This is a genomic window from Mycobacterium sp. 1245852.3, assembly GCF_001669335.1.
Classification (GTDB): Bacteria; Actinomycetota; Actinomycetes; order Mycobacteriales; family Mycobacteriaceae; genus Mycobacterium; species Mycobacterium europaeum_A.
The window spans coordinates 1-20,930 of sequence record NZ_LZLL01000403.1; the positions used below are offsets into that span (position 1 = coordinate 1).

17 protein-coding genes are annotated in these 20,930 nt (G+C 68.6%); 11 read left to right on the top strand and 6 right to left on the bottom strand.

Features of this window, described 5'->3' with window-relative positions:
* The 4 genes from A9W96_RS18075 to A9W96_RS18090 all read left to right on the top strand — a co-directional run.
* On the top strand, positions 1-345 hold a 345-nt coding region (locus tag A9W96_RS18075), incomplete at its 5' end, for an HAD-IIIA family hydrolase (RefSeq protein WP_156765301.1).
* Positions 346-572: 227 nt separating this feature from the next.
* On the top strand, positions 573-1,523 hold the full coding sequence (locus tag A9W96_RS18080; RefSeq protein WP_156753112.1) for a GNAT family N-acetyltransferase: 951 nt from the start codon (positions 573-575) through the stop codon (positions 1,521-1,523).
* Between the two features lie 155 nt (positions 1,524-1,678).
* A complete protein-coding gene (locus tag A9W96_RS18085) occupies positions 1,679-2,368 on the top strand; it encodes a DUF5642 family protein (protein ID WP_067141804.1) in 690 nt (229 codons plus the stop codon).
* 27 nt (positions 2,369-2,395) lie between these two features.
* Positions 2,396-3,046, top strand: coding sequence for a DUF5642 family protein (locus A9W96_RS18090; protein ID WP_067141808.1), 651 nt, complete (start codon positions 2,396-2,398; stop codon positions 3,044-3,046).
* 61 nt (positions 3,047-3,107) lie between these two features.
* Here the strand turns inward: A9W96_RS18090 and A9W96_RS18095 are convergent, their stop codons facing one another.
* A complete protein-coding gene (locus A9W96_RS18095) occupies positions 3,108-3,704 on the bottom strand; it encodes an alpha-ketoglutarate-dependent dioxygenase AlkB (protein ID WP_197499556.1) in 597 nt (198 codons plus the stop codon).
* A 93-nt stretch (positions 3,705-3,797) separates the two neighbouring features.
* On the opposite strand from A9W96_RS18095, the gene arcA reads away from it, so the two are divergent.
* Complete coding sequence (arcA, locus tag A9W96_RS18100) at positions 3,798-5,009, top strand: arginine deiminase (protein WP_067022353.1); 1,212 nt, start codon at positions 3,798-3,800, stop codon at positions 5,007-5,009.
* Positions 5,010-5,017: 8 nt separating this feature from the next.
* On the opposite strand, the gene A9W96_RS18105 is transcribed toward arcA, so the two are convergent.
* Entirely contained in the window at positions 5,018-6,562 is a 1,545-nt protein-coding gene (locus tag A9W96_RS18105) for a dolichyl-phosphate-mannose--protein mannosyltransferase (protein ID WP_197499557.1), read from the bottom strand.
* Between the two features lie 82 nt (positions 6,563-6,644).
* Between A9W96_RS18105 and rsmI the strand changes: the two genes are divergently transcribed.
* On the top strand, positions 6,645-7,481 hold the full coding sequence (gene rsmI, locus A9W96_RS18110) for a 16S rRNA (cytidine(1402)-2'-O)-methyltransferase (RefSeq protein WP_067141849.1): 837 nt from the start codon (positions 6,645-6,647) through the stop codon (positions 7,479-7,481).
* Here the strand turns inward: rsmI and A9W96_RS18115 are convergent.
* The 3 genes from A9W96_RS18115 to A9W96_RS18125 are packed head-to-tail and all read right to left on the bottom strand — an operon-like array spanning position 7,478 to position 10,877.
* Positions 7,478-8,728 carry an aminodeoxychorismate synthase component I gene (locus tag A9W96_RS18115; protein ID WP_067141811.1) on the bottom strand — a complete coding sequence of 417 codons (1,251 nt, stop codon included), beginning with the start codon at positions 8,726-8,728 and terminating at the stop codon, positions 7,478-7,480. The genes rsmI and A9W96_RS18115 overlap by 4 nt on opposite strands.
* 59 nt (positions 8,729-8,787) lie before the next feature.
* A complete protein-coding gene (locus tag A9W96_RS18120; RefSeq protein ID WP_066882357.1) occupies positions 8,788-9,699 on the bottom strand; it encodes an RNA polymerase sigma-70 factor in 912 nt (303 codons plus the stop codon).
* A complete protein-coding gene (locus A9W96_RS18125) occupies positions 9,696-10,877 on the bottom strand; it encodes an NAD(P)/FAD-dependent oxidoreductase (protein WP_067141814.1) in 1,182 nt (393 codons plus the stop codon). Before A9W96_RS18125 ends, A9W96_RS18120 begins: the two co-directional genes overlap by 4 nt.
* A 392-nt stretch (positions 10,878-11,269) precedes the next feature.
* Between A9W96_RS18125 and A9W96_RS18130 the strand changes: the two genes are divergently transcribed.
* Together A9W96_RS18130 and A9W96_RS18135 are read left to right on the top strand one after the other, a co-directional pair.
* A complete protein-coding gene (locus tag A9W96_RS18130) occupies positions 11,270-12,946 on the top strand; it encodes a hypothetical protein (protein ID WP_067141852.1) in 1,677 nt (558 codons plus the stop codon).
* A 205-nt stretch (positions 12,947-13,151) separates the two neighbouring features.
* Positions 13,152-15,017, top strand: a complete 1,866-nt coding sequence (locus A9W96_RS18135) for a bifunctional diguanylate cyclase/phosphodiesterase (protein WP_067141816.1) — start codon at positions 13,152-13,154, stop codon at positions 15,015-15,017.
* A 7-nt stretch (positions 15,018-15,024) separates the two neighbouring features.
* On the opposite strand, the gene A9W96_RS18140 is transcribed toward A9W96_RS18135, so the two are convergent.
* Positions 15,025-15,819: an FkbM family methyltransferase gene (locus A9W96_RS18140; protein ID WP_067141819.1), complete on the bottom strand. Its 795-nt coding sequence runs from the start codon at positions 15,817-15,819 to the stop codon at positions 15,025-15,027.
* A 318-nt stretch (positions 15,820-16,137) separates the two neighbouring features.
* On the opposite strand from A9W96_RS18140, the gene A9W96_RS18145 reads away from it, so the two are divergent.
* From A9W96_RS18145 to A9W96_RS18155, 3 genes are all read left to right on the top strand, one after another.
* Positions 16,138-17,817 carry a hypothetical protein gene (locus A9W96_RS18145; protein WP_231999730.1) on the top strand — a complete coding sequence of 560 codons (1,680 nt, stop codon included), beginning with the start codon at positions 16,138-16,140 and terminating at the stop codon, positions 17,815-17,817.
* A 140-nt stretch (positions 17,818-17,957) separates the two neighbouring features.
* Complete coding sequence (locus tag A9W96_RS18150) at positions 17,958-19,421, top strand: polysaccharide biosynthesis tyrosine autokinase (RefSeq protein WP_066882366.1); 1,464 nt, start codon at positions 17,958-17,960, stop codon at positions 19,419-19,421.
* Positions 19,422-19,474: 53 nt separating this feature from the next.
* On the top strand, positions 19,475-20,914 hold the full coding sequence (locus tag A9W96_RS18155; protein WP_231998335.1) for an O-antigen ligase: 1,440 nt from the start codon (positions 19,475-19,477) through the stop codon (positions 20,912-20,914).
* The last annotated feature ends 16 nt before the right edge of the window (positions 20,915-20,930 follow it).

Here is a 20,930-nt window from a genome sequence, read left to right on the forward strand (position 1 = left end):
GAGCCAGGGTGTTTCACGACCATCCAGCAGCGGCTGCACCAACTGCTGGCGAACGACGGCGCCCGGCTCGATGCCGTCTACCACTGTCCGCACGCGGCGAACAGCTGTGAGTGCCGCAAGCCCCTCGCCGGGATGTTGGTGCGCGCGGCGCAAGAGCACGGCTTCGAGCTGGCCGAGTCGGTCATGATCGGCGACGGCGACACCGACATGATGGCGGGCCGGACGGCGGGAACGGCGACCATCCTGCTGCGCACGGGTGGCCACCGGACCGTCGATGCAGACTTCGTGGTCGACGACCTGGCCGGCGCGGTGCAACTGGTTTTGAGCGCCCGAGCGTCGCTTTAGGTCGGTTCAAGAACACGCCGCGCATCCTTGCCGCCGCCGCCACCGGCTCATAACCTGGGCAACATCCGACCGCAGCCGGGTTCCTCGGGCCGGCGCGGTAGACGACGGCAAGCAGGCGGGCAGGTAATGGCATCACCGCGACGCACCCAGTGGTGTCGCGGTGCTGCGGGCGGCGGTCCGTAGCGGTGGCCGGACTGACCGGCGCCCGGGTGGACGAGCTGGCGACGATGGACATCTTCCAGGGATGTTCCGCCGAAGACCTCGCCCCGCTGGCGGGCCGCCTGCAGCCCCTGCGCGCCGCGCCCGGCCAGGTGCTGATGCGCCAGGGCGAGCAGGCCGTCTCCTTTTTGCTGATCTCCTCGGGTACCGCCGAGATCAAACACGTCGGCGACGACGGTGTCGTGATCGTCGAGCACGCGTCCCCGGGCATGATCGTCGGCGAGATCGCCCTGCTGCGCGACATCCCCCGCACCGCGACGGTGATAACCGCCGAACCGCTGACCGGTTGGATCGGTGACACCAGAGCCTTCGCCAGCTTGGCGCACATCCCCGGCATCACGCCGCGGCTGCTGCGCACCGTGCGCCAGCGTCTCGCCGCGTTCATCACGCCGATCCCGATCCGCGTTCGGGACGGCACGCTGCTCCTGCTGCGCCCGGTGTTGCCCGGCGACAGCGAGCGCACCGTGCACGGCCACATCTACTTCTCCAGCGACACGCTGTATCGGCGCTTCATGACCCCGCGATTGCCGACCCCGGCTTTGATGCACTACCTGTCGGAGGTCGACTATGTCGATCACTTCGTGTGGGTGGTTACCGACGGCAGCGACCCGGTGGCCGATGCGCGCTTCGTGCGCGACGCCAACGACCCGACGGTCGCCGAGATCGCCTTCACCGTCGCCGACGCCTACCAGGGCCGCGGCATCGGCACCTATTTGATCAGCGCGCTGGCCATCGCCGCCGACGTGGACGGCATCGAAAGGTTCTCGGCGCGAATGCTTTCCGACAATGGGCCGATGCGCGCGATAATGGATCGCTACGGCGCCGTCTGGCAACGCGAGGACATCGGCGTCATCACCACCGTGATCGACGTTCCCCATCCGCGTCACCTGCCGTTCCGGCGTGACGAGGCCGAGCAGATCAAGCGCGTCGCCCGCCAGGTGATCGAGGCCGTCGGCTAAGACGGCGAAGTGCTTCGAACCGGGCGCCTGTCTCCGGACCACGAGGTGACTTCCAAATCCGCTGGCGCATGTGCTAGCACGTTTGGTGATTCCGACCGGACCCGGCGCTGGCGTGGGGCAGCCGGTATGGCGCTCTGCTGTGCTATCAACTCCTCATGCGGCCGTTCGGGATTGGCCCGGCGGTGACCACAGCGCTCGCGTTGGCCGTCGCCGGGTGCGCTCACCCACCCGCGCCCAAACCGCCGCCCGTTGCGGCGAAATCGCCGCCGAGCACTACCGCGGCCGTCAATCCCGCCAACATCAAACGGGTCGTTCGCGACCTGCCGCCCGGTTACGAGGTGACCACCGGTATCCCCAGCGCGGCCTCCCCGAGGGTGATCTGGAGCCTGGGGGACGATCTGCAGGCCAAGCCGGCCAGGTGCGGGGCGCTGGCCGACCCCGGGAACGGGCGCGACCAATCGGCGCAGGGTGTGTCGGGCTCAGGCAGTGGCGGCATCGTCAACGCGGTGGTGGTGGCTTTGCCGGGACCGGTCGATTTCCCCGACGAGCTGGTCGCGGCGTGCGTCCAATGGTCGGAGACCGCCGGGAACACCGTGGCGCATGTCCACCTCACCGACGCGCCGCACGTCGAAGGCGTCCAGACCGTCGGCATGGTGGCCGACGTCAAGTCATCCGTCGAATCCGGCACCGAAATAGATTCGCGCATTTACACTTTCACCGCCTACCTGGGCAGCTACTACGCGTTCACCACGCTGACCACCGATCCGGGCTCGGCGCTTCCAGTGCTGCCGCCGCAATTCGCCGCGGACCTGCTCGCCAAAACGGTGTCCACGTTGCGCAGCTGAGCTCCCCGCTTGGGTAGATTGGCCACGATGTCCAAGATGTTGCTCGCGGTCGCGGCCGTCTGCGTTTTGGCCGGCTGCTCATCGCCCACTCACCCGGCGAAGGTCGACATCAACAAGGTCGTCGACGTGAAGTCCAGCTTCGGAGCCGACTACCAGGTCAGCGAAATCAGCGAACGGGGAATAGACCCCAAGCTGCTGGCCGGCCGCAAACTGCCCGACGGGTTGACGTTCGACCCGGTGAACTGCGCGAAAGTGGCGGCCGGGCCGGACATGCCGGCCGATCTGCAGGGCAACATGTCCGCGGTCACCGCCGAGGGCCGCGGCAACCGGTTCGTGGTGATCGCGCTGGAGACCTCAAAAGCGTTGCCCCTCAACGATCCCGGGAAGGACTGCGCCAAGGTGACCTTCGCCGGCCCGCAGCTGCGCGGCGGCGTTCAGGTGGTCGAGGCGCCGCAGATCGACAGCACCCGCACGCTGGGTGTGCATCGCGTGATGCAGGCGTTGACGCCGGGCGGTCCGCGCACCGGTGAGCTGTACGACTATTCGGCCGCATTCGGTGACTACCAGGTGATCGTCATCGCCAACCCGCTGGTGATCCCGGATCAGCCCGTCGCCCCCGTCGACACCCAGCGCGCGCGCGACCTGCTGGTCAAAGCGGTGTCGGCGGTGCGCGCCTAAACCGCTCAGCTTGATGGCGGCGGCCCGCCGCGCCCGGCTCCGCCGCGCTTGCGGCCGCCGCTCAGCGCACGCCGCGCGGCCGGAACTGAATGCTGACCCGCGGACCCACGGCCGCCGTCGTCTTGGGCACGGAGTGCTCCCAGGTGCGCTGGCACGATCCACCCATCACCAGCAGATCGCCGTGCGCCTGCGGCAACCGCAGCGACGGGCCGCCGCCGCGGCGGCGCATCGCGAAGGCGCGGGTGGCGCCCAGGCTCACGATCGCCACCATGGTGTCCTCGGAGCTGCTGCGGCCGATGGTGTCGCCGTGCCAGGCGACGCTGTCCGAGCCGTCGCGATAGCAGCACAACCCCACCGTGGTGAAGGGCTCACCCAGTTCACCGGCGTAGATGTCGTTGAGCCGGCGGCGCAGCCGGGCCAGCTCAGGGTGCGGCGGCTCCTCGACCGCGAGGTCGTGAAAGCTCACCAGCCGCGGCACGTCGACCACCCGGTCGTACATCTGCCGGCGCTCCTCGCGCCACGGCACCGTCGACAGCAAGGTTTCCAGCAGGTCATCGGCGTCGGTGAGCCAGCCGGCACGGATCTCGATGAACGCGCCGTCACCGAGTTCTCGGCGCTCGGTGTGCTGGAACAGGGAGCCTTGGACCGCGATCTCCACGCCACCGAGTTTATCGCACAGCCGTTCGATGACACGGGGCGCGCGCTGCGCGTGTGGCGGGACGGTACGCCCCGGCGCCGCTACGGTTGAGCTGTGGGTGTTGTCGAGCTGGGCACCAATTCCGAGGTCGGCGCGCTGCGCGTGGTCATCCTGCACCGCCCCGGTGCCGAGCTGCTCCGGCTGAACCCGCGCAACGTCGACCAGCTGCTGTTCGATGGCCTGCCGTGGGTCGCTCGCGCGCAAGACGAGCACGACCAGTTCGCGGCGCTGTTGCGGTCCCGCGGCATCGAGGTGCTGCTGATGTCGGATCTGCTCACCGAGGCGCTGACACACAGCGGTGCCGCGCGGATGCAGGGCGTCGCGGCTGCCGTTGACGCGCGACGGCTCGGACTGCCGTTGGCGCAAGAACTTTCGGCATACCTGCGGGGGCTCGAGCCGGCCCGGCTGGCCCAGGTACTGATGGCCGGGATGACGTTCAACGAGTTACCCGCCGACACCCGGACCGACGTCTCGCTGGTGCTGCGCATGCACCACGGCGGTGACTTCGTCATCGACCCGCTGCCCAATCTGGTGTTCACCCGCGACTCATCGATCTGGATCGGGCGGCGGGTGGTGATCCCGACGCTGGCGCTGCGCGCCCGCGGCCGCGAGGCGTCGCTGACCGATCTCATCTACGCCCACCACCCGCGGTTCACCGGCGTGCGCCGGGCCTACGAGTCGCGCACCGCCCCCGTCGAGGGTGGTGACGTGCTGCTGCTGGCGCCCGGCGTGGTCGCCGTCGGGGTGGGGGAGCGGACCACCCCCGCCGGCGCGGAAGCCCTGGCCCGCAGCCTGTTTGACGACGACCTGGCGAACACCGTGCTGGCGGTGCCGATCGCGCAGCGGCGTGCCCAGATGCACCTGGACACGGTGTGCACGATGGTCGACACCGACACGGTGGTGATGTACGCCAACATCGTGGACTCGTTGTCGGCGTTCACCATTGCGCGCACGCCCGACGGGGTGGCCATCAGCGACGAAGCCCCCTTCTTGGAGGCGGCGGCCAAGGCGATGGAGATCGACAAGCTGCGGGTCATCGACACGGGGCTGGATCCCGTTGTCGCCGAACGCGAACAGTGGGACGACGGCAACAACACGCTGGCGCTGGCGCCGGGTGTGGTGGTCGCCTACGAGCGCAACGCCCAGACCAATACCCGCTTGCAGGACGCCGGCATCGAGGTGCTGACCATCGCCGGATCGGAACTGGGCACCGGCCGCGGCGGCCCGCGGTGTATGTCCTGCCCGGTCGCCCGCGACCTGTTGTAAGTAGCGCGCTAGCGCCAGCTGGGCAACCAGATCTCCATGTTCCACGTCTGCTGCGAAATCGGCAGGCCGGTGAGCACCGGGAATAGCCACGCGAAATTCGTCACCACCAGCGCCACGTAACAGCACACGGCGATCAGCCCCAGCGTGCGTCGCTCCGAATTCGCCTGCAGCTGCAGCCGCAGCCGCCGGGGTGGCGCGCCGGGGGTGTAGAGCACGTCGCCGCAAATCAGCGCGATGGCCATCACCAAAAAGGGAGCCATCGTCGCCGCGTAGAAGAAGTACATCTGCCGGTCGATGTCGGCGAACCAGGGCAGCCAGCCCGCGCAGTAGCCGACCAGCACCGCGGCGTAGCGCCAGTCGCGGCGGACCAGCATGCGCCACAACGCGAAAACGAGCACCGGCACCGCCAGCCACCACATCGCCGGCGTGCCCACCAGCATCTCGGCTTTGACGCAGGACTGGGCGCCGCACCCGGGGACGTTCTGCTCGTCGATGGCGTAGAGCACCGGCCGCAACGACATCGGCCAGCTCCACGGTTTCGATTCCCAGGGGTGGTAGTTGCCCGCGGAATTCGTCAGGCCCGCATGGAATTGGAACGCCTTGGCGGTGTAGTGCCACAGCGACCGGATGGCATCCGGCAGCGGCACCAGCGAGCGGGGGCCGATCGTCTGGCCCACCTCGTGCCGGTCGATGGCGGTCTCAGAGGCGAACCACGGTGCGTAGCTGGCCAGATACACCAACACCGGAATGACGCCCAGCGCATAGGCGGTGGGGATGAGGTCGCGGCGCAAGGTTCCCAGCCAGGGCCGGGTGACCTGGTACTGGCGCCGCGCGGCCACGTCGAACGCCAGCGACATGGCCCCGAAGAACAGCACGAAATACAGGCCGGACCACTTTGTACCACAAGCCAATCCGAGCAGGATCCCGGCGCCGAACCGCCACCACCGCACGCCCAGCCGCGGACCCCACACCGTGTCGGCGTGGCGGCCGTCGGCCAGCGCGGCGTGCATCCGCTGCCGAACCTGGTCGCGGTCGACGATCAGCGCGCCGAACGCCGCGACCACGAAGAAGGTGAGTATGCCGTCGAGCAAGGCGGTCCGCGCGGCGACGAAGCTGACGCCGTCGCAGATCACCAGCACGCCGGCGATCGCGCCGATCAACGTCGAGCGGCTGATCCGCCGGACGATCCGCATCACCAGCGCCACCATCACCACGCCGAGCAACGCGCCGGTGAACCGCCAGCCGATGCCGCTGTAGCCGAAGACCGCCTCGCCGAGGGCGATCAGTTGCTTGCCGACCGGCGGATGCACGACCAGGCCGAACCCGGGGTTGTCCTCCACGCCGTGGTTGTGCAGCACCTGCCAGGCCTGCGGGGCGTAATGCTTTTCGTCGAAGACCGGGGTGCCGCCGTCGGTAGGTGAGCCGAGGTTCAGGAAGCGGGTGATCGCCGCCACCAGCGCGATGATCCCGGTCACCACCCAGCCGCGGACCTGATCGGTCGGGCCGAAGTCGGCCACCGGCACTAACGGTCCGGGGCTGACGACGGGCACCACACGTTGCGTCTCGGCACCCTCGATGGTCGGGGGGGATTCGCGGGGCGGGGCGGTCATCGGTGTCGATCGTAGGCTGTCGGTCATGACCACCGGCCGCCTGTTGCTGGGCGCGACCCCGCTGGGCCAGCCGTCGGATGCCTCACCGCGCCTGCTGGACGCCCTGGCCCGAGCCGAGGTGGTGGCCGCCGAGGACACCCGGCGGGTGCGCACTTTGGCCAAGGCCCTCGACGTACGCATCACCGGCCGGGTGATCAGCTTGTTCGACCAGGTCGAGAGCTCCCGGGTGGATTCGCTGGTCGAGGCGATCCGCGCTGGCGCGACGGTGCTGGTGGTCAGTGACGCCGGTATGCCGCTGATCAGCGACCCCGGCTATCGGCTGGTGACGGCCTGCGTGGAGGCCGACCTGCCGGTGCGCTGCCTGCCGGGCCCGTCGGCGGTGACGACCGCGCTGGCCGTGTCCGGTCTGCCGGCCGAGAGGTTCTGCTTCGAGGGATTTGCGCCGCGCAAGAAGGGGGCGCGGCGGAGCTGGCTGGATTCGCTGGCCGACGAGCGGCGCACCTGCGTGTTCTTCGAATCCCCGCGGCGGTTGGCGGCGTGTCTGCAGGACGCCGTCGAGCGGCTCGGCGGTGCACGCCGCGCGGCGATCTGCCGGGAGCTGACCAAGGTGCACGAGGAAGTGGTGCGCGGCTCGCTCGACGAGCTGGCGGCCTGGGCGGCCGACGGGGTGCTCGGTGAAATCACCGTGGTGCTGGCCGGCGCCACCCCGCGCGCCGACCTGCCGGCGCTGGTCGCCGAGGTCGAGGAGCTGGTCGCCGGCGGCGCCCGCATCAAGGACGCCTGCGGCGAGGTGGCCGGCATGCATCCGGGGGTGCGTTCGCGCCAGCTCTACGACGCGGTGCTGCAGTCCCGCCGCGACTAGCCCGCCGCGCTGGCGGCGGCGATCGGCGGCAGCCCGACGACCGGGGACGCCTTGTGCAGGCATTCTTCCCATTCGGCGTCCGGGTCGGAGTCGGCGGTGATGCCGCCGCCGACGCCCAGCACCGCGCCACCCGCGGCGTCGAATTCGACGGTGCGGATCGCGACGTTCAACTCGCAGCCCGCCACGGGTGAGGCCAATCCGATTGTCCCGCAATATATTCCGCGGCGGTTGGGTTCCCACTGCGAGAGCAGTTGGCGGGCACGGTGTTTGGGGGTGCCGGTGACCGAGGCGGGAGGGAAGGTGGCGTCCAGCAGCGCCGAAGTCGGCAGCTCGGTGGGGACCTGCGCGGACACCGTCGAGACCAGGTGCCACACGCCCGGCGCCCGGCGCACCACCAACAACTCGGGCACGGTCACCGTGCCGACGATCGCCACCCGGCCAAGGTCGTTGCGGACCAGGTCCACGATCATGATGTTCTCGGCGACCTCTTTGGCCGACGCGCGCAGCGCCGACGGCCACGCAGCCAGCGGCAGCGTGCCCTTGATCGGGCTGGACGCCACCACCGTCCCGCGCCGCCGCAAGAACAGCTCCGGGGACAGCGACGCCACCGCACCCCAGGCGCCGGCGACGTAGGCCGCCCGGGCGGGGGAGGTGCGGGCGACACCGTCGATGAAGAAGTCCAGCGGGGCGCCGGTGACGGCACCGGTGAACTGCGTGCACACGCAGGCCTGGTACACCTCGCCGGCGCGGATCGCCTCCAGGCAGGCCAGCACGCCGTCGCGATGCGCCGCCCGGTCGGCGATGCCCCACTCGATGTGGCACTCGCGCGCGGCGGCCCTCGGTCTGGTCAGCGCGGTGGTCAGCCAGTTCGGCATCGGCGCACCGGAGAGGCTCTCGTACCACCAGTGGCCGTCGCGGTCGCGGCGCAGCACGCAGTCGGTCCAGCCGCCGGCGGCCTCGGGAATCCGGTGGGGCTGTGCGTCGGCGCCGGCGTCCGGATACGACAGGTAACCGATCCAGCCGCCGCCCACCGCGCGCGGCTCCGGCGTCCGCGCTACCGGGACCGCGAAGACGTCGTCGACGTGCACCGGGTGCACCGACAGGCTCGGCGCGATCACCGCCAGGGCGCCGAACCATTCACCGGTCAGCGCGGCGGGCGGGGGCAGGCCGAGCCGGCCGGTGGCGTCACCCACTGCGCGCAGCACCTGAGGTGCGGCGCCAAGATCGCCGAGCCGGTCGATGCGCACCGCTCTAGCTTGTCAGAGCGGCGGCGTTTCGCATCCCCCGCGGCACCGGGCGGATGGGCTCACCCGCGGCTGATGTCGCGGGCGGTGGCCAGCGCCGCCAGCTTCTGCGGGTTGCGCATCACGTAGAAGTTGGTGATCTTGTCGCCGGTGATCTCGAGCGTGATCACGCCTTCGAGCTGGTCGCCGAGGTATAGCAGCACCGCCGGGGCACCGTTGCAGGTCACCATTTCCACCCGCGTCGCGCCCATGGTGGCAGCCCGGCGCATTAGGCCGACGATGGCGCGCGCCACCTTCTGGGCGCCGACCACCGGTCGGCGGGCGGCGCTCACCACACCGCCGCTGTCGGCGGTCCAGGTGGCATCGGGGGCGAGCATGGACATCAGCGCCTCCACGTCGCCGCCGGCCGCGGTGGCCAGGAACTGCGCGGTGATCTCGGCGTTGCGTTCGGGGTCCACCGTGTCGAACCGCTTGCGCCGGGCGCGGACATGTTCGCGTGCCCGGTGGGCGACCTGCCGGACGGTGGGCGCCGGCCTGCCCACCGCCGCGGCGATCTCGCCGTAGTCGAAACCGAACACCTCGCGCAGCACGAACACGGCCCGCTCGTCGGGACTCAGCGTTTCCAGCACCACCAGCATCGCCATCGAAATCGACTCCGCCAGAACGACATCGGCGGCGGGATCCTGCTCCTCGAGCAACAGCGGCTCGGGCAACCACGGCCCCACGTAGTCCTCACGCCGGCGCGCACCGGCCCGCAGCGAGTTCAGCGCCTGGCGGGTTACCAGCTGGGCCAGGTACGACTTGGTGTCGCGGACCGTCGCCAAGTCGACCGCCGCCCACCGCAGATAGCTGTCCTGCAAGACGTCGTCGGCCTCGGTCGCCGAACCCAGCATCTCGTAGGCGATGGTGAACAGCAGTGGCCGCAGCATGGTGAACCGTTCGGCGTGCTCGCTGCCGGTCGGTGCCTGTGTCATCGCGCGGCGACCCCCTCGGGTGACTGTGCGGGCCGCTTGCCGCCCTTGATCCAACGATACGAACCGGGCTTGGCGGCCTCGCGCCGGATCGACCACAGCGTGCCCTTGCAGATCGCTTCCTTGAGCGACGCCGCCGCCCGGCCACCGAGGTACATGTTCACCGGGGTGTCATCGGTGCGCGCCATCTGGAACGTGGCGTGCGTGCGGCCCAGGCTGATGCACTGCCCGACGAACGCCTGGCTCAGCGCCGCGGGGACCTCGCCCGCGATGCGGCTGAGCACGGTGTTGGCGGCCTGGGCACCCAGCGGGCCGGCGGCCTGGCAGCTCATCCGCAACGGCTGACCCGACGGCGCGGCGGCGTCCCCGGCGGCGACGATGCGCTCGTCGTCGATGCTGGTGAGCGTCTCGTCGGTGAGCAACCGGCCGATCGGGTCGGTGTGCAGGCCGCTGCGCGTGGCCAGGTCCGGCACCGCGAACCCGGCCGTCCAGACGGTCGCAGCGCTGGGCAGCACCACGCCGTCGCTGAGCACCACGGCATCCCAGCGCACCTCCTCCACGGCCACCGATTCCAGCACATTGACCCCCAGGCGGCGCAGCCGCTTGGCCACCGAGCGCCGGCCCCGCTTGCTCAGCGACGGACCGAGGACGGGACCGCAAACCAGGGTCACCGGGCGTCCGCCCTCGGCCAGCTCGGAGGCGGTCTCGATGCCGGTCAGCCCGCCACCGACCACCGTGATCGGCGCGGGCAGCGGCAGATCGGTGAGCGCGTAGTGCAGCCGCTGCGCGCTTTCCAGGTCGCCGACCGAATGCGCGTATTCCGTGTAGCCGGGCACCGTCGACCCTGGCGCGCCCGTGCTTCCCACGGCGTAAATCAGGTAGTCGTAGTCCAGCTCGGCGCCCGAGGTCAGCAGCACCCGGCGGTCGGCGGCCTGGATGACCTCGACGCTGTCGACGATCAACCGGATGCCCTCGCCGAGCAGCGTCGCGTAGTCGGCGGTCGCCGTGCCGGTGTCGGCAACCAGCTGGTGCAGCCGGATGCGCTCGACGAAGACCGGTCGGGGGTTGACCACGGTGATGTCGATGTCCGGGCGCTGGCGCAGATGGTTGGCGGCGAGGGTGCCGGCGTATCCGGCGCCGACAACGACGACATGGGTTCGTTCGGGGACCGACTCGGTCATGGCTGTCTCCTATTCGTGAGGACCTGTGCCCTTGAGACACCGCAGACCCGACGAGCGTGACAGGCTCGCCCGCAATTGTGACCCGTCTCACTGCCCGTCATCGGCGCCACCGGTCAACCGACCGCCCGAACCCCGCTGAGCTGCGACGACGCCACGCCGACAGGCGCGTGATACGCTGCGCTACGCCAATTCGTGGCCTGCCCCGGACCGGATGCACGCACCACTGGAAAGCGCGAAATTTGGGGCCACTTACCCGCGCACGGGTGTGTATTGGGGGAAGCAACCTTGACGACGACCTTCGCTGTGACTGGGCCCGGCGCCGCGCCGGCACCGGCTCAGTCGCGCAGCCCTCGCGGGCCGCTGTCGTCGGTCGCGATCTGACGCCGGTGGCCATCGTGTGCTCATTGAGGAAACGCGCGCTGGCCGCTGTCGCGTGCGCGGTGGTGGTGGTGCTCGGCGGCTGCGGCGACAAGAGCGATCCCGGACCGCTGTCGGCGATGGTTAGTCCGGCCATCCCGCCCACCGCGCAGGAGATCCCCAACCCGCTGCGCGGCCAGTACGAGCAGATGCTGAATCCGCTTTTCCCGCAAGGCAACCCGGCTCAGCAGCGCTACTCGGCATGGCCCGCGTCGTACGACGCCAGCCTGCGCGTCTCCTGGCGGCAGTTGCAGCCCGTCGATCCGCGCACGTTGCCCCCCGATGCGCCCGACGACCGCAAGTTCGATTTCAGCTCGATCGACGACGCGCTGACCAAGCTCGGTAGCCGCAACATGCGCCTGACCCTGGGCGTGTACGTCTACAAGTCCTGCTGCAACGACTCGTATTCGGACAACACCAACATCGCGATTCCGGACTGGCTGCGCCCCTCGGCCGCCACTTATCCCGCGCCGCCGACGGGTTCGGCCCCGGGCGTCACCCATGTGGTGCCCAACTTCAACGACCCCGACTACCTCAACGGCGTCAGCCAGCTGCTGGCCGCGCTCGGTCGTCGTTACGACGGCGACGAGCGCCTGTCGGTGTTCGAGTTCTCCGGGTACGGCGACTTCGGTGAGAACCAACTGGGGTACCTGCGCGATTCGCTGAGCGCGCCGGGCCCCACTCCCGACGAAAGCGCCGCAAAGCTGGGCTATTACAGCCAGTTCCGCGATCAGAGCATCACCAAGGCCTCCATCGCGCAGTTGGTCACGGCCAACGTCAACGCCTTCCCGCACACCCAGCTGGTCGTCGCTCCGCAGAATCCGGAGATCGTCCGCGAACTGTTCGCCGACGACGTCACCAAGAAATTGTCCGCGCCGGTCGGGATCCGCGCGGATTGCCTCGGCGTGCAGGCGCCCCTGCCGGAATGGGCCGAGGCCAACGACTCGCACTACGTCCGCTCCAACGACGCGGTCGTCAACGCCATCAAGCAGCGGCTGATGACGGCGCTGGTGATCAGCCAGTGGTGCCGACTGCCGAGCGGAGCCGACGCCCGGTCGTATTACGAGAAGGGCCTGCACGACGTCATCCGGTATCACGTGTCGATGACGTCGAGTGCGGATTTCCCGGACCGCGATGCGACGTCGGCGATGGATCCCAAGCTGTTCCAAATATGGGCCCAGGCCAATACCGCTGCCGGTTACCGGTATTCGGTCGAGGCGAAGCCGGGATCGCAATCGATCCAGGACAAGGTGGCGACCATCTCGGTGGTGTGGACCAACTATGGCTCGGCGGCGGCCACCGAACGCTGGGCGCCCGGCTACAAGCTGGTGGACTTCTCCGGCGCGGTGGTTCGCACACTGTCGGCCACGGTCAATCTCAAGACGCTGGTGCACGACGAGTCCAGCCAATCGCGTGAGGAACCGGTTGCGGAGTCGGCCAGCGAGTCGGTGCATGTCGACGTGACCGGCCTCGCGCCCGGGCATTACACGCTGCGCGCCTCCGTCGAATGGCAACAGCACACGCCGGGCGCCTCACACGTGGTGAACTATGCGCCCATGGCCCTGGCCCGCGACGGGCGAGACGGCTCCGGGCTGTATCCGATTGCCACACTTGACATCCCGAGCGACGCGGCCTCAGCAAACGGTCAGTGAACCGCCGCGGGGCACGCCGTGCACCGCCCACCGGCATCTCGTCGTATGACCTGATGGAGCCGGATCTGCGTGTTACCGTTTCCAGACGGATTTCGGCCGCGCCGCGGCGCGGTTCGAAATGCAACCAGCAACCAACCGAGCGAACTATCGGACCCCTTCGACGGGTACTCGAACGGGTCGCCGTGTGCCCCGTATCGGAGGACCCGTGCCGCGCAGCTTGAACCTGGTGGTCACCTCCGTCGCCACCCAGCTGATGGAGGCCACGGCGTCCACGGCGACCCGGGTCAGCGAAAGGGTCCTCGCGCAGCTCGTCGAGCAATTCGATGTGGACGCCAGCTTCCTGCGTCACCACCAGCCCGACGCCGCCGCCTCGGTGTTGGTGGCCGAGTGGCCGCGACGAGCCGGCGCCGCCGATCCGGATCCGATGGCCGATCTCGAGTTGGACGGCGCCGAGTCGGTGCTCGCTCGATGCGAACGCGACAGGAAGCCGGTGGTGACCCGCCCGAACCAGTCCGCCGGCGGGCTTCGCCGCTGGCTCAACCAGCGCACGGCACCGGTCACGCCCTCGCTGGCCGTCGCGCCGCTGGTGTCCGCCGACGCGACGACCGGTGTGCTCGGCTTCGTCAAGTTCGGCGCCCGCCGGTGGAAACAAGAGGAGATCAACACGCTCGAGGCGGTCGCCGCCCTGTTCGCTCAGTTGCAAGCGCGCATCGCCGCCGAAGAACGGCTCCGCTATCTCGCCGAACACGACGACCTGACCGGCGTCTACAACCGTCGGGCGCTGGTCGCGCACCTGACCGAACGGCTCGCGGCCGACAGCCCCGGGCCCGTCGCGGTCTTCTACCTCGACCTGGACCGGCTCAAGCCGATCAACGATTACCTCGGCCACACCGCGGGCGACTGGTTCATCCGCATGTTCGCCCAACGCATCGAGGAGTGCGCGGGCAGCGAGAGCATGATCGCCCGGCTGGGCGGCGACGAGTTCGTGGTCATCCCGGACCGGCCGATGTCGTCGGAGGATGCCGAGGCGTTCGCGCGTCGCCTGTCGGCGATGCTGTGCGACCGATTGACCATCGGCGGGCACGTGATCAGTCGCACCGTCAGCATCGGGCTGGCGATGGGCGCGCCGGGGACCGACAACTGCGCCGATCTGCTCCGGCGAGCCGACGAGGCCGTGCTGACGGCCAAGCGCGCCGGCGGTAACCAGACCGCGGTGTCCACCGACGACATGTCGCTGAAACGCGCCTTCCGCAACGACATCGAGCTGCACCTGCAGGGCGATATCGAAAGCGAAGGCCTGATCCTGCACTACCTGCCCGAGGTGGACCTGTGGACCGGCGCCGTCGTGGGCGCCGAGGCGCTGGTGCGCTGGCGCCATCCGGTCTGGGGGCTGCTGTTGCCCGACGCGTTCATCGGGGTGGCCGAATCGACCAACCTGGCCGCGGAGCTGGGCAGCTGGGTGATGCGCAGCGCCTGCGCCGAATTCAGCGGGTGGTGCGCCATCGGCGTCGGCCAAGGCGCCATGTTGCGCATCAACGTGTCACCCATTCAGCTGATCAGCCGCGGCTTCGTGGAAAGCGTCGCCGACACCATCGGCGAGTTCGGGATCGATGCCGAATCGGTGTGCCTGGAGATCACCGAGCGCGCGGTGGTGCACGACATCAACACCACGCGAAAGACCTTGGCGGAGCTCAAGGACGTGGGCGTGCAGATCGCCATCGACGACTTCGGCACCGGCTACGCCGTCCTGTCACACCTGAAGTCGCTGCCGGTCGACATGCTCAAGATCGATGCCGGCTTCGTGCGCGACGTCGGCACCAACGCCGGCGACCTGGCCATCGTGCGCGCGATCATCGGGCTGGCCGAGGCCTTCGGCCTCGAAGTGGTGGCCGAAGGGGTCGAGACGCCCGCTGCCGCACTGACTTTGATGCAACACGGGTGCCACCGGGCGCAGGGCTTTTTGCTCTCGCGTCCGCTGCCGGGTGACGCGATGGAAGCGCTGCTTTCCGCTCGGTGGATGCCGATGCCGTTTCTCGCCGATCGCGAGTCGTCGTCGATGGGGTCGCTGTAGCAGCCCCTCAGGCGCCCTCGGGCACGAAGACGAAGTTGTTGACATAGACGCCGCGACCCGCCCAACCGTCTTCCTGGCTGCCGACGTTGGCCGGATCCTGATGCTGGGCCGGGTCGAACTCCGCGATCGGCCGTCGAACGCCATCGAGATCGAAGTAACCCGCGTAGCCCAGTCCCTGCAGCAGTCCGGTGATCTCGGCGACCGAATTGGGATGATGGCGTTCCTCGGCCTCCACCACGATGACCGGGCGCTGCTGTGTGAGTGTCTTTGTGGCGCCGTGCAACACGGCGAGCTCGTGGCCTTCGACGTCGATCTTGATCAGGCCGATGTCGGTGAGGCCGAGATCATCGAGGCGTCGGACCGGCACCTCGATGCTGCGAATCGTGCCGTCGCTGACGTCGCCCAGTGCGTTGCCGGCCTCGATTGTGCTGCGGCCCGGCTCGGACGCGACCACCCGCATGGTCATCACGCCGGGCTCATCCGACAACGCCACCGCTTCGACTTGCACCGCGGCGCCGACCGCGTCGAACATCGATGCCAGATCGCGGGCCTGGGCCGGTCGCGGTTCGAACGCGATCACCGATCGCGACGAGGCCAGCATCGCGATGGTGAACTCGCCGAGGTCGGCCCCGATGTCCAAGGAGATCCGGCGCGGATCGCACAACGACGCCACCAGCTGGATGTCCGGGCGGGATTGCCCGAGGCTCTGCAGGATGCGGAATTTGCGCCGCCAGAACCGGCGCGGTGCGAGTTTCTGTGCCGCAGGTGCGAGCCAACGTTTGACCGAGCGTGCGACAGCCATCTTCGGTGATCTCCTGCCCGATTCGCGGAGCCATCAGCTTAGTCGACCCGCCGGCGGCCCCGGGTGCGGTGAAAGAACTGACCACCCGGATTTGCCGGTGCGCTCCGGGTGTGGGCTATAGCCTGTTGTAACCCTTGACATCCCACACCACCATGCGACGTCAGCCAACGGGTCAACGACGGTAGCGAAACGCGAACCACCAGAGAGGTAGCAGTCGATGCGTTTGATCCAGACGGTGCATGCCGGCCGGTGCATGCCGATGTCGTTGCTCGCCTACCGCGAGCCGTTGTCGCCCGACGCGGTTTAGCGAAAGACATCATGGTCCGGACAAATCGACACCGGAAGATCCTTGTCGTCGCCGTGTGCCTGGGGTTGGTGCTGAGCGGATGCGGACGCAGCGGTGACCCTTCGCCGCTGACCGCGATTGGCAGTCCCGCCATACCGTTGTCGGTACAGGACGTATCGAATCCGCTGCGCGGCCAGTATGAGGATCTCTTGCAACCGCTGTTCCCGCAAGGCAATCGCGCGCAGCATCGGTATCCGGCGTGGCCAGCATCGTTCGACGCCAGCTTGCGGGTGCCGTGGCGACAGTTGCAGCCCACCGACCCGAGCACGTTGCCGCCCGACGCTCCCGACGAGCGCAGGTTCGATTTCAGCGTGATCGATGACGCGCTGGCCAAGCTGGCCGGCCGCAACATGCGGTTGACCCTGCGGGTGGTCGCCTACAACTCGTGTTGCGACAACACCTATGCGAACAACACCAACATCGCCATGCCGGACTGGCTGCGCTCGGCGGCCACCAATTACACCGGTCCACAACGCTATTGGTGGACGCCCGGAGTCACGCATGTCGTTCCGAATTGGAACGACCCGAACTACCTCAACGCATTCGGTCAGTTGCTGGCCGCGCTGGGCCGCCGCTACGACGGGGACGAGCGGCTGTCCGTTTTCGAGTTCTCCGGCTACGGCGATTTCAGCGAGAACCACATCTCGTATCTGCGTGACACGTTGGGTGCGCCCGGCCCGGCGCCCGACGAGAGCGTCGCCAAGCTCGGCTATTACAGCCAGTTCCGCGACCAGAACATCACCGCCGGCTCCATTCAGCAGTTGGTCGCCGCCACCGTAAACGCCTTTCCGCACACACAATTGGTGACGACGGCGCTGAACCCGGAAATCGTGCGCCAACTGCTCGCCGACGATGTCACGAAGAAACTGTCCGCGCCGGTGGGTATCCGTGCTGATTGCCTCGGGGTCCAGCCACCGCTGCCCGCCTGGGCGGAAAAGGACGGCTCGCACTATGTGCAGTCGAAGGATCCGCTGGTTGGCGCACTGAGAAACCGGATGGCCTCGGCCCTGGTGATCACCGAATGGTGTCAACTGCCTGACGGGACCGATCCACGCACCTATTACGAAAAGGGCCTCGACGACGTCGTCAAGTACCACGTGTCGATGACATCCAGTTACAACTTCCCGGCCGTGGACGCCACCGCTCCGATGGACCCCGGGTTGTACCTGCTGTGGGCGCAAGCCAACGTCGTCGCCGGATACCGATATTCGGTGGAGGCGGGTCAGGGATCGCAATCGGTGAACGACGGCAAGGCGACACTGACCGTCACCTGGACGAATTACGGCGCCGCCGCGGCCACCGAGAACTGGGTGCCCGGCTACCGGCTGGTCGATTTCTCTGGGGCGGTGGTGCGTTCGATTCCCGCGACGGTGCCGCTCAAGACGCTGATCCAATCCCAACTCGGGGATGGCTCACGCAGGGAGCCCGTCCCGACGTCTGCCACCGAGTCCGTGCACGTCGACCTTTCGGGCTTGGCGCCGGGGCACTACACGTTGTGCGCGGCGGTGGATTGGCAACAGCACAAGCCGGGAGCCACCCATGTGGTGAACTATCCGCCCATGCGGCTGGCTCGCGACGGGCGCGACGGTGCAGGTTGTTATGCGCTTGCGACGCTCGACCTGCCGCGGGATGCGCAGACTCGCGCGAGTTGATGCACCGGCAAGGCGCGGCTGGCGATTTCGGCAATGCGAACGTGACGATGCTGCATAATCTGCAGTGGGTAAGCGCGGCCGGTGCTAGAAATCGCGAGCGACGCAATTCGCGCCTGAGGTTTTAGAGAGGTTATCAGCCGATGGATTTCCGCACCTTTGTCCGGATTCTCGGCCTGCATTGGAAACTCGCACTCACCGCCTTATTGGCCTGTACCGTCGGCGCCGCATTCGTTACGGCATTGCAGACGAAGCACTACCAGTCGTCGGCCACGGTCCTGATTTCGTTTTCGGGTGCGACCGACCTGAACGAGTTGTACAGCGGCACAGAGGCGGCACAAGAACGGTTGTCGTCGTATGCCCAGATCGCCGGCGGCCGCATTGTGGCCGAGCGCGCGATCCGCCAGCTTCAGCTTCCCCTGAGCACCGACGAGGTGCTGAGCCAAACGCAGGTGAAATACACTGCGAAATCGGTGCTCTTCACGATCAGCGTCAAAGACACCGATCCGGCCCGGGCCGCCGCGCTGGCGGGCGCGATGGCCAATCAGTTCGGCGTGATCGTCCCGACGCTCGGTCAGGCCCCGGTCCCCAACGGCGTCAGCGGTCCGGTGACCCCGGTGCAGCGCCCCGAGCCGGCTGAAACGACCGCGCCGCCGACCCCGTCGCCGGACGTGCCGGCAACGACGGGCCCCACCGGGAAACCATGGCCGGCGGCCCGAGCGACGGTGGTCGAGCCGCCCCGGGTGCCCACCGTTCCGGTCTCGCCAGTGCCGATGCGCAACATGGTGATCGGGTTCATCGCCGGTGTCCTTCTGGCCATCGCGGTCGCGCTGACCCGCGAGGCCAGCGACCGCACCATTCGCACCCGCGAGAAGCTGGAAGGCGTTTCAGGCCTGCCGATTTTGGCGGAGCTGCCCGGAAAGCGCGGCACCGTTCCGCGCTTCGGCACCGACGCGGCATCCGACGATGCCGTCCGTGGCCTGCGCACCCGGCTGCTCAGGGCGGTAGGACCGGAGGCCCGCCGGGTGCTGGTGACCGGACCGTTCGGCGGCGAAGGCACGACGACGACGGCGATGAACCTCGCGCTCGCGCTCGCCGAAATGGGCGAAGACACACTGCTTGTCGAGGGCGACAGTCGCCGGCATGTGCTGGCGGGCCTGCTGCGGGTCGAATCCGGCGAGGGACTGGGCAACGCGTTGGCCAACCCCGCCATCGCCGCGGAAGCCGTGAAGCCGACGCCGATTTCGCGGCTGTTCATCCTGGCGTCGCGGTCCGCGCGCCGCGAGAGTTTGCCCGCCAGTGCCTATTTGCCGGAAGTGCTCGACCGGGTCCTGCAGGAATTGTCGTCGCGCTTTGATCGAATCGTGGTCGACGGTCCCCCGGTCCTGGCGACGGCCGACGCCGGGCTGCTGGCCGGTGCCGTCAACGCGACGGTGTTGGTGGTGCGGGCGCGGCGCACCACGGCCGACGAGCTCAACGATGCGCTGACCGCTCTGCGTGCCGCCGGCGCGCACGTCGTCGGGACCGTGTTGGTCGATGCGCGCCAGTCCCTGCACATCAGGGCGGCGGACCGCGCCTACCGATCGAAGGCCAGCGGGTCGGCGTGAACCTCTACCTGCGGGCTCGTCATCGCCTGGCGGTGGAGGGAACGCTGCTGGCGATGTTCGTGTTCGGGTGTTTCGCGTTCGGCGTGTTCTCGGTGCGCCGAACCACCGAGGGAGTGCTGCTGACCGCCGCGTTGTTCTGCGTGGTCGTCTACTGGGTGAAACCCGAAGGAATGGTGGCGGTCACGCTCTTCGGTGCCTTCGCGGCGCTGCCCGAAGGCCTGCACGTCGGCAAAGTCATTGGCCCCGTGACCATCTACGCCTACCACGTGGCCGCGGTGCTCGCGATCTGCTACCTGATCCCGACCGTGCGTCCGCGGGCCCATGATTTCTTGTTGCCGGGGCTGTTGGTGCTCACCGTGGTCTGGTCCACCGTCACCGGGTTCGAAACCGGCCATGCCGACCTGGTGGTGATGCGCGAATCGACCACCATGATCGAAATGGCCATCGGATTCGTGTTGGCGTTGTTCGTCGTCTACGGCGGTCACGTCAAATTCTCGATCCGGGTGATGATCGTGATCCTGTGGTTTTCCGCGGGCATGGCGATTGTGAGTTCGCTGTTCGCCATCCGGCTGGCCGGCCGCGCGGAAAGCCTGGAGGGCGCCACGGGTGCCGGCCAGGCCGTGCGCATCATCCTCTCCACCCAAACGCCGGCCACCGCCATATTGTCCGCCCTGGTCGCTGCCCCGATCGTCGGACGAGTAAGGCCCGCAATGTATTTCGCACTCGGCCCGCCGGCGCTGAGCATCTCGCTGTTATCCTTCTCCCGCAACACGCTGATCTCCATGGGGGTGGCGGCCGGCGTGGCGTTGGTCGGCAGCCTGAGCTGGGCGGCGGTGCGGCGCACGATCACCACCGCCACGGTCGGATTGGCCATGATCGCGGTGACGGTGCCCGGGTCGCTGTTCTTGCTGCAACGCTCGAAGACCGGGGCGTGGCTCAGCGATCAATACGCCGCCTTCAATCAGCGGGTGCTCGGCGGGGTGACGTCCAGCGCACTGGCAGTGGACGATTCGGCGTTGGAACGATTACGGGAAATCAATCTGCTCAAGGAGACCATCGCCCAGGCCCCGGTGTTCGGCCATGGCCTGGGCTACGTCTATCAGCCACCAACCGGGGACGACGAGTTCCACCTGTACCTCTATCCCGCCTACTCCCACAACTTCTACCTGTGGTGGCTTGCCAAGGCAGGAGCGGTGGGCATGGCGGTGTTCGCGATATTCGCGCTCACACCCGTGATCCTGGCGCTGCGCTGCGCGCCGGCCGCGGCGAAAATCAGCGCGGCGGTCGCCGCCGGACTCCTTGCGATATCCGCCGTCTGGCCGCTGCCGGAGATGCCGATGGACGCGCTGGGCCTGGGTGTGGCCTTGGGCGCCGCAATGGGATACGCCGGCCTGCGGCGCAGGAGCGGTGACGCGGCCCCCACCGACGCCGACCCCGCGCCGACGTCCGGTCCGACCGATCATGCCAATGCCGGCATCGCCACGGCCCGCTGACCGCGCCCGCGCGGGC

What these genes read in the sequence shown, in the direction of transcription:
- A9W96_RS18080 (WP_156753112.1), top strand. Translation starts at nt 573, where the DNA reads ATGGACATCTTCCAGGGATGTTCCGCCGAAGACCTCGCCCCGCTGGCG.
- A9W96_RS18085 (WP_067141804.1), top strand. Translation starts at nt 1,679, where the DNA reads ATGCGGCCGTTCGGGATTGGCCCGGCGGTGACCACAGCGCTCGCGTTG.
- A9W96_RS18090 (WP_067141808.1), top strand. Translation starts at nt 2,396, where the DNA reads ATGTCCAAGATGTTGCTCGCGGTCGCGGCCGTCTGCGTTTTGGCCGGC.
- rsmI (WP_067141849.1), top strand. Translation starts at nt 6,645, where the DNA reads ATGACCACCGGCCGCCTGTTGCTGGGCGCGACCCCGCTGGGCCAGCCG.
- A9W96_RS18120 (WP_066882357.1), bottom strand. Translation starts at nt 9,699, where the DNA reads ATGACACAGGCACCGACCGGCAGCGAGCACGCCGAACGGTTCACCATG.
- A9W96_RS18125 (WP_067141814.1), bottom strand. Translation starts at nt 10,877, where the DNA reads ATGACCGAGTCGGTCCCCGAACGAACCCATGTCGTCGTTGTCGGCGCC.
- A9W96_RS18140 (WP_067141819.1), bottom strand. Translation starts at nt 15,819, where the DNA reads ATGGCTGTCGCACGCTCGGTCAAACGTTGGCTCGCACCTGCGGCACAG.
- A9W96_RS18145 (WP_231999730.1), top strand. Translation starts at nt 16,138, where the DNA reads ATGGTCCGGACAAATCGACACCGGAAGATCCTTGTCGTCGCCGTGTGC.
- A9W96_RS18150 (WP_066882366.1), top strand. Translation starts at nt 17,958, where the DNA reads ATGGATTTCCGCACCTTTGTCCGGATTCTCGGCCTGCATTGGAAACTC.
- A9W96_RS18155 (WP_231998335.1), top strand. Translation starts at nt 19,475, where the DNA reads ATGTTCGTGTTCGGGTGTTTCGCGTTCGGCGTGTTCTCGGTGCGCCGA.